The 6,646-nt window shown below is 70.1% G+C and carries 8 protein-coding genes; 5 read left to right on the forward strand and 3 right to left on the reverse strand.

Features of this window, described 5'->3' with window-relative positions:
* The coding region (locus MBSD_RS13815) for a Dph6-related ATP pyrophosphatase (protein ID WP_484502476.1) at window positions 1-462 on the forward strand (462 nt) is incomplete at its 5' end.
* Window positions 463-533: 71 nt separating this feature from the next.
* Here MBSD_RS13815 and MBSD_RS13820 read toward each other — a convergent pair.
* From MBSD_RS13820 to MBSD_RS13830, 3 genes are all read right to left on the reverse strand, one after another.
* The gene (locus MBSD_RS13820; protein WP_062537881.1) at window positions 534-896 is read right to left on the reverse strand and encodes a VOC family protein; all 363 of its coding nucleotides are present in this window, start codon (window positions 894-896) and stop codon (window positions 534-536) included.
* Between the two features lie 21 nt (window positions 897-917).
* Window positions 918-1,769, reverse strand: coding sequence for a helix-turn-helix transcriptional regulator (locus MBSD_RS13825; RefSeq protein ID WP_062537882.1), 852 nt, complete (start codon window positions 1,767-1,769; stop codon window positions 918-920).
* Between the two features lie 815 nt (window positions 1,770-2,584).
* Window positions 2,585-3,094 carry a GNAT family N-acetyltransferase gene (locus tag MBSD_RS13830; RefSeq protein ID WP_062537883.1) on the reverse strand — a complete coding sequence of 170 codons (510 nt, stop codon included), beginning with the start codon at window positions 3,092-3,094 and terminating at the stop codon, window positions 2,585-2,587.
* Window positions 3,095-3,666: 572 nt separating this feature from the next.
* Here MBSD_RS13830 and MBSD_RS13835 point away from each other — a divergent pair.
* From MBSD_RS13835 to MBSD_RS13845, 4 genes are all read left to right on the forward strand, one after another.
* The gene (locus MBSD_RS13835; RefSeq protein WP_062537884.1) at window positions 3,667-4,029 is read left to right on the forward strand and encodes a hypothetical protein; all 363 of its coding nucleotides are present in this window, start codon (window positions 3,667-3,669) and stop codon (window positions 4,027-4,029) included.
* Between the two features lie 117 nt (window positions 4,030-4,146).
* Complete coding sequence (locus MBSD_RS13840) at window positions 4,147-4,908, forward strand: efflux RND transporter periplasmic adaptor subunit (protein WP_062537885.1); 762 nt, start codon at window positions 4,147-4,149, stop codon at window positions 4,906-4,908.
* Window positions 4,905-5,279 (forward strand): hypothetical protein, encoded by a 375-nt coding sequence (locus MBSD_RS15255; protein ID WP_062537886.1) that lies wholly within the window; start codon window positions 4,905-4,907, stop codon window positions 5,277-5,279. The genes MBSD_RS13840 and MBSD_RS15255 overlap by 4 nt, the downstream gene beginning before the upstream one ends.
* 17 nt (window positions 5,280-5,296) lie before the next feature.
* On the forward strand, window positions 5,297-6,556 hold the full coding sequence (locus tag MBSD_RS13845) for a hypothetical protein (RefSeq protein WP_062537887.1): 1,260 nt from the start codon (window positions 5,297-5,299) through the stop codon (window positions 6,554-6,556).
* Window positions 6,557-6,646 lie beyond the last annotated feature (90 nt).

Below are 6,646 nucleotides of genomic sequence, written 5' to 3' on the forward strand. Positions count from 1 at the left end.
TGGCCGTCGTCGAACGAGGACTACGAAGCCGCCTTCGCGCGCGCGCTGGCGGAGGCGCGGATCGGCGCGCCCTCGCTGCGGCACATCGCCTTCGGCGATCTGTTCCTCGACGACGTGCGCGCCTGGCGCGAGGCGCTGCTGCACCGCCTCGGCTGGCGGGGCGTCTATCCGTTGTGGGGCGAGGACACCGCCAGGCTGGCGCGGCAGTTCGTCGCGCGCGGCCACCGTGCGGTGCTGACCTGCGTCGACACCACCCAGCTCGACGCCTCCTTCAGCGGCCGCGACTACGACGCCGCGCTGCTGGACGAGCTGCCCGCCGGCGTCGACCCCTGCGGCGAGCGCGGCGAGTTCCACACGCTCAGCTACGACGGCCCGCTGTTCCGCGCGCCGCCGCGGCTGGAACGCGGCGAATCCGTGCTGCGCGACGGCCGCTTCCAGTACACCGACTTCATGCTGGCCTGAGCGGCGGGGCCGTGGCGCCGGATGCCCGGCAAGGTCGCCTGCGCGCAGGCGACCCGCAGCACCGCGCACGCTCAGCGCATGCACACCGCCTCGACGTTGTGGCCGTCGGGATCGAGCAGGAAGGCGGCGTAGTAGGTCGGGCCGTAGTCGCCGCGCACGCCGGGCGCGCCGTTGTCGCTGCCGCCCGCCTTCAGGCCGGCGACGTGGAAACGGTCGACCGCCGTGCGGCTCGACGCGCGGAAGGCGACGTGCGTGCCGCTGCCCTTCGCCGTCTTCGCGGCGTACAACCACAGCGCCGGTTCGCCCGGCGGGCCGAAGCCGGCGTAACCGTCGCCCTGCGTGCACAGTTCGAAGCCGAGCCCTGCCAGCGCGGCGGTGTAGAAGCGCACGCTGGCGCCCAGGTCTTTCACTTTCAGGCCGATGTGGTCGTACATGATGACCTCCTGAACTGGAGGTCATCCTAGGCGCGGCGCGGCCAGGCGCTCTTGGAAAAACTTGCGCTCGCCGCGCGCCGCCTGGCGGAAGCGCCGCGGCGAGACGCCGGCCGCGCGATGGAAGGTGCGCACGAAGTTGGAGACGTCGCCGAAGCCGACCTCGTAGGCCACGTCGGTGACCGGGCGCGCGTCGTCGGACAGCAGGCGCGCCGCGCGGCGCAGGCGCGCGCGCACGAGGTACTGGTGCGGCGTCGCGCCGACCACGTTGGCGAACACGCGCAGGAAGTGGTACGGGCTCAGCCCTGCCTCGCGCGCGGCGTCCTCGAGTCCGATCGGCTGCTCGGCGTGCGCGTCGATCCACAGCGCCGCGCGCACGGCGCGGCGGCGGTCGCGCGCCGACACCGCCGCCGGCGCGCGCGGCCGGCCGGACAGCGCGCCGACCAACCGCCCGGCCAGCGCCAGCCCGATCTCGTCGAGGCCGACGTCGCTCGCGCCCTCGACCGCGGACTGCGCCAGCTCGCCCAGCACCACCAGCTCGGGCAGCGGCGGCACGCCGCCGGCGCGCCAGATCGCCTCGCGATCGCCGATCGCCTCGACCGCGGCCGGCGCGAAGCGGAACGACAGGCATTCGTCGCCGCACGAATGATGGTCGTGGGTGCAGGTGAATTCGTCGCCGCGGCGGCCGACCAGCACCGATCCGGCCACCAGCTCGCAGGCGCGTCCGCGGCTGCGGTAGCCGAAACTGCCGCGACGCACGTAGGAGATGGAGAAATCCGCGTGCTGCTCCGGATACGGGCGCGTGTCCGGCCCGGCGTCGCAGCGGAAATCGATCACGCGCAGCGTTTCGCTCTGAAACAGGGTCGCGGTCTGCATGGCCTGCCCACTCTACGCCTCCGCAACGATGCCTTCAAAACGTTCTCCGTACGGCGCCGACGCCCCGGCACAGCAACGCGGTCCGTCCGCTCGTCACTGGACGGTTACCACGCACGTAACAACAACAGGCGCACACTGCGCTCGTACTCGGGAGGTTGGAAGGTCGCGCTCCGCAACCCGGCCGGCGACAGAAGCCGGCAGAGATTCCTCCCCCGTTCGAAAGTCCATGGAATGGCGCATGCCTCGATCTTCCGGCTGCGCATCGGCGCGAGACCGCGAGGCCATCCGGGCCTGTCCGGGGATGTAGCGATATCCCGCCGCGCTCCGGCACGGGTTCTCGTCACGGCGAAGCCAGCGAAGGCGGCATCCCACCGCGCGATGACTGGAATGGTCCGATGGCAATGCGATGCCGCCGTCGCCTTGCGCCACGGCACGTCGGGCATCTCGCCTCCACCGCGCAATCATCCTTGAGCTCCGCTCGTCACCTGCTGCCCGCGACGGCGCCCCCCTGCAAGAGTGCCAAGCTCATGCCTACGCCTTCCGATACATCGTCGTCCAACCAGGTCGATCCCTCGCCCCCGGCCGACGACGACACTCGACCCATCGCCGCTATTCCGGCCGCATCCGGATACGAAGATCCCTACCAGCGCGCCCGGAAGCGCAGACAGCTGCGCATCCCCGCGGAACGCCGCTGGGATCGCCACCGGCCGGGTCATTGGCGCTCCGAACGCGATCCCGCGCACTGACCGCCCGCGCCGAATTTCGCGTGCGTCCGCACATCGCGTCTGCGACCAGCGCGTAGTCCATCCTGCCGGCTACAAGGGCGCTGCGTACAGCGGAATCGGCGCTTCGAGGTGTGGCAGCGACACCTCACGCTCGAAGGCGAAGCCGAGCTTGCCGAGCAGGCCGATCGAGCGCGCGTTGGTCGCGTTGACGATGGCGACGACGCGGCGCAGGCCGAAGGTGCCGCGCGCCAGCGCCATCGTCGCCGCGGCGGCCTCGTAGGCGTAGCCGCGGCCGACGTAGCGCGGCAGGAAGGCGTAGCCGATGTCGGGATCGTCCAGCGCGTCGCGCTTCAGCAGGCCGCACATGCCGATCGGCGTGTCGTCGCCCTTCAGGCCGACGCGCCACAGGCCGAAGCCGTGGCGCGTGTAGCTGGCGATGGGGCCGTCGGCGAGGTAGGCGCGCGCATCGTCCAGCGTGCGCACGCCCTTGTCGGCGATGTTCTCGATGAAGGAGGGATCGTTCAGCAGCTCGAGGACGAAAGCCGCATCCTCGTAGCCGAAGCGCCGCAGGGTCAGGCGCTCGGTTTCCACCACCAGCATGCGCGTCTCCGCTCGGGCCGCGCCGGCGCGGCCATACGCCGACCTTATCCCACTTCGCGCGGCGCCATCCAGCCGCCGAGGAACGGCCATCTCGCCGAGGAAGGAGGCGTCCGCGCCGAGGCCCCGAAGCGCCTCGTCGCCGAGAGCGGCTGGAAGCCGGGGATGCAGCCGCCGTCCCGGCGCACGTCCGCAGGGACGGCAGGCATCGGGCGCGCCTGCGCAGGAACATGGGCGCCGCGCGCTCGCCGGCCACGTAGTCGGCCACTTCGTAACCCAGCGCGCGCAGGCCGATGTCGCACAGCAGGTGCTCGCCGGGGCCGAGCAGCGCCGGCCGCACGGGAGACGCAGTTCGTCGATCAGGCCGGGCGAGCGCTGGATGGGGCGGCGCCTCTAAAGAAATTTCCCAAGCGGCCGATAGCCGGACAAGGCGACCCGTTCGACCGGAAACCCGGAGCGCGCATGCCAGCCGATATTCGCCGCCGCACCCCCCGCCATCTCCGCCGAGGCGGCGTCCTCCGCAATCTGCCGCGTCCGCGCGCCGGTCGCCCCCATGCCGTCGCAAGCCCGTCCGTATGACCCATCACAAGTCGGCCGCCTACCAGATCGACTGGAACGATCCGCAACTGAAATCACTGTTGCGCAACACGGAAGAATGGAAGCTGGACAACCGCGGCAACCACGCGCCGCAGCACGTGGAACTGTTCGTCGGCTGGGCCGGCGTCACCGCGCGTCCTGCCGTGCTGGTGTGGCAGCGCGACAAGACGATGGTGCTGGAGACGCTGTTCCCGCTGCGCCGCGACGAGCACGTGCGCGTGGTGCGCCACTTCGGCAAGAACGCGCGCACCTTCTGGGCCATCGTCGCCGACACCCGCGAAGGCTGCCGCGAGGAAGACCGCGCCAAGGGCGTCCACGTGCACTGGCTGCACGTGCGCTAGGACGCGGGGCGCCCCGCGGGCCCCGAGCGGCGCGCGCCGCGAAGCCGCCAATCATCGAGCCGGCGCCGGCTTTCAGGGGAGCGTGCCTCCTGCGTGTGCTCGGGGTCCGCCCCGCCGGTGGCCAGGCTGCTGGTGGCGCAAGGCGACCCGGTCGAACGCGGACAGCCGCTGGCCACCGTGACTTCACCGGATTTCGCCGCGGCGCCCGGCGCGTACCGCAAGGCCGCGGTGACGGCGACGAACGCGCGCCGCATAGCGGATAACGACGCCGATATGCAGGCGCACCACGCGATTTCGCAGCGCGAAGCCGAACAGGCGCAGACCGATGCCGTCGCCGCGGAGGCCGATCGAGCTGCCGCCTTGCAGGCACTGGTCGCGCTGGACATCGATCCGCGGGCGCTTTCAACGTTGCGCGCCGGCAAGGACGCGCCCCGCGTGGACGGCGTGATCCGCGCGCCGATCGCAGGCACGGTGGTGGAAAAGAATATCTCGCCCGGGCAGTTGTTGCAGGCCGGCAGCACGCCATGCTTCACCATCGCGGACCTGTCGCGCGTGTGGGTGAACGCGAACGTGTTCGGCGACGATGTCGGATCGGTGCACACAAGCGATCCGGCCTCGAATTCCCTGGGCGAGGGCGCGAAGCCGTTGCCCGGCAAGGTGACGCTCGGCATCGCGCCGCGGCTCGGCGAATTCGGTTACATGGACCAGAACGACGCGGTGGAGGGCGTGATCCTGCTGCGCACCGGTGAGAAGACGCTGGACGTGCTGCGTGCGATCGAGGCCAAGACGCGCGAACTCAATCAGGACATCCTGCCGCGCGACGTCAAGATCCATCCGTTCTACGACTTGAGCCACCTGATCGACGAAACCACCAGGTGATCGAGCACAATATCCTGGCTGGCATGCTGCTCGTTACGGCGGCGCTGGTGTTCTTCCTGTTCGATCTGCGCGCGGGCTTGATCGTCGCGTTGACCATTCCGCTGGCGCTGCTGTTCGCGTTCGTGTGCATCCGGGACAGACGCGACTTCATATCCACGGAAGCCGCACCCGACTCAGCCAGCAATTACTGGGAACGCGAACCCGGCCTCGTTCCGCTAGGCTCGCTGCGGAGATGCCGGATGACCTCGTCAGCGGATACCTCTCATGCCCGGATGGTCGTCCTCGTCCATCCGGACCAGCGGGTTCATCGGAGAGTGATGCGATGCGACGCTCGGGGCTACTGTTTTCCCTCTATCTGTTGGCGGCCCTGATGATTGGAAGCCCGCTGGTGTCGGCCGAGCCCGCCGAGGGCGTGCGCATCGCCCTCGGTCACTCGACCGCCCCGTTGAACGGACCGTGGCGGTTCCATGTCGGCGACGGTCCCCGCTGGTCATCGCCGGACTTCGACGACAGCGCGTGGGAAACCGTCGACCTCACGCCCGCACCCGGCGCGCACGACGACGATGTCGGGCTGCCGGGCTACGTCTCCGGATGGAGCCGGCGCGGCCACGCGGGATACACCGGTTTCGCGTGGTACCGGATCAAGGTTGCCGTCGACAGCGACGAGGGCATCCCACTCGCGCTGGCGGGGCCGACCCTGGTCGATTCGGCTTACCAGCTCTACGTGGACGGCAAACTGCTGGGCGGCTCGGGTGGGTTCACGGGAACGGTGCCGACGGTGTACGGCGTGCGGCCCAGCGTATTTCCGCTGTCGTCCGCGCCGTCGGCAGGCACGTCAACCTACGTCATCGCGTTTCGCGTGTGGATGGACCCCATGTACGCGGGCGCGGACAGCGGCGGCATCCATGTCGCGCCGACCCTTGGCCATGCGGACGGCATCGCTCTGCTGCATCAGGCGCAATGGCTGAAGACGTTCACGGGCTACGTGGCGGATGCGGTCGAGCCGTTCGCCTTCGTCGTGCTCGCACTGATGGTCGTCGCGCTGATGGCATGCCGCACGGGCGACGCCTACCGCTGGCTGGCGGCGGCGCTGATCATCCTGGCCCTGCTGCGGGTCAAGCAGGCGCTGTTCTTCTGGACGGACTGGCTGAGCCTCGGCTGGGTCGCCGCGATAGTCATCGTGCTCACGCCGCTCAGCCTGGCGGCGTGGACGCTGGCGTGGCGCGACTGGTTCCGCCTGGACAGACCCGCGTGGCTGGGCCGCGCAGTCGGCGTGCTTGCCGTGGTCTATGTGGTGTTCGTGTGCGTCCGCCAACCGTGGTTCATGGCGGGCGCGCCGCACGGCCTCAAGGCGGTGGCCCATGGCGTGACCGCGAGCGTGCGCCTGGCCTATGCCGCGCTGTATCTGTGGATCATCGGCCGGGGCCTGCGGCGGTCGCCGAAACCGTCCACCTGCCTGGCGGCGCTCGCCGCGGTGCTGGTCGGCATCGGCCTGTTCGCGACGGAAGTCAGCGCCTTGGGCATCCCGGGCATCTGGTTTCCCTACGGCGTCGGCGTGGCGAGGGGGCAGTACGCGTATGCCGCCTTCATTGCCGTGCTGTTCGTGCTGATCCTGCAACGATCCATCGGCTATGCGCGGCGCGGATAGCGCGCGTACCGCGTAGGGCGGGAGCATCCCGCCTGTCGTGTTCACTCCGAGTCTGTAATTTGAACTGTGTAACTGCCCTTTGAGACGATG

This window comes from Mizugakiibacter sediminis (genome assembly GCF_000953855.2).
GTDB classification, from domain to species: Bacteria; Pseudomonadota; Gammaproteobacteria; order Xanthomonadales; family Rhodanobacteraceae; genus Mizugakiibacter; species Mizugakiibacter sediminis.

Excerpts from the sequence above, each read along its gene's own strand:
- MBSD_RS13820 (WP_062537881.1), bottom strand. The coding sequence starts at position 896 with ATGTACGACCACATCGGCCTGAAAGTGAAAGACCTGGGCGCCAGCGTG.
- MBSD_RS13825 (WP_062537882.1), bottom strand. The coding sequence starts at position 1,769 with ATGCAGACCGCGACCCTGTTTCAGAGCGAAACGCTGCGCGTGATCGAT.
- MBSD_RS13830 (WP_062537883.1), bottom strand. The coding sequence starts at position 3,094 with ATGCTGGTGGTGGAAACCGAGCGCCTGACCCTGCGGCGCTTCGGCTAC.
- MBSD_RS13835 (WP_062537884.1), top strand. The coding sequence starts at position 3,667 with ATGACCCATCACAAGTCGGCCGCCTACCAGATCGACTGGAACGATCCG.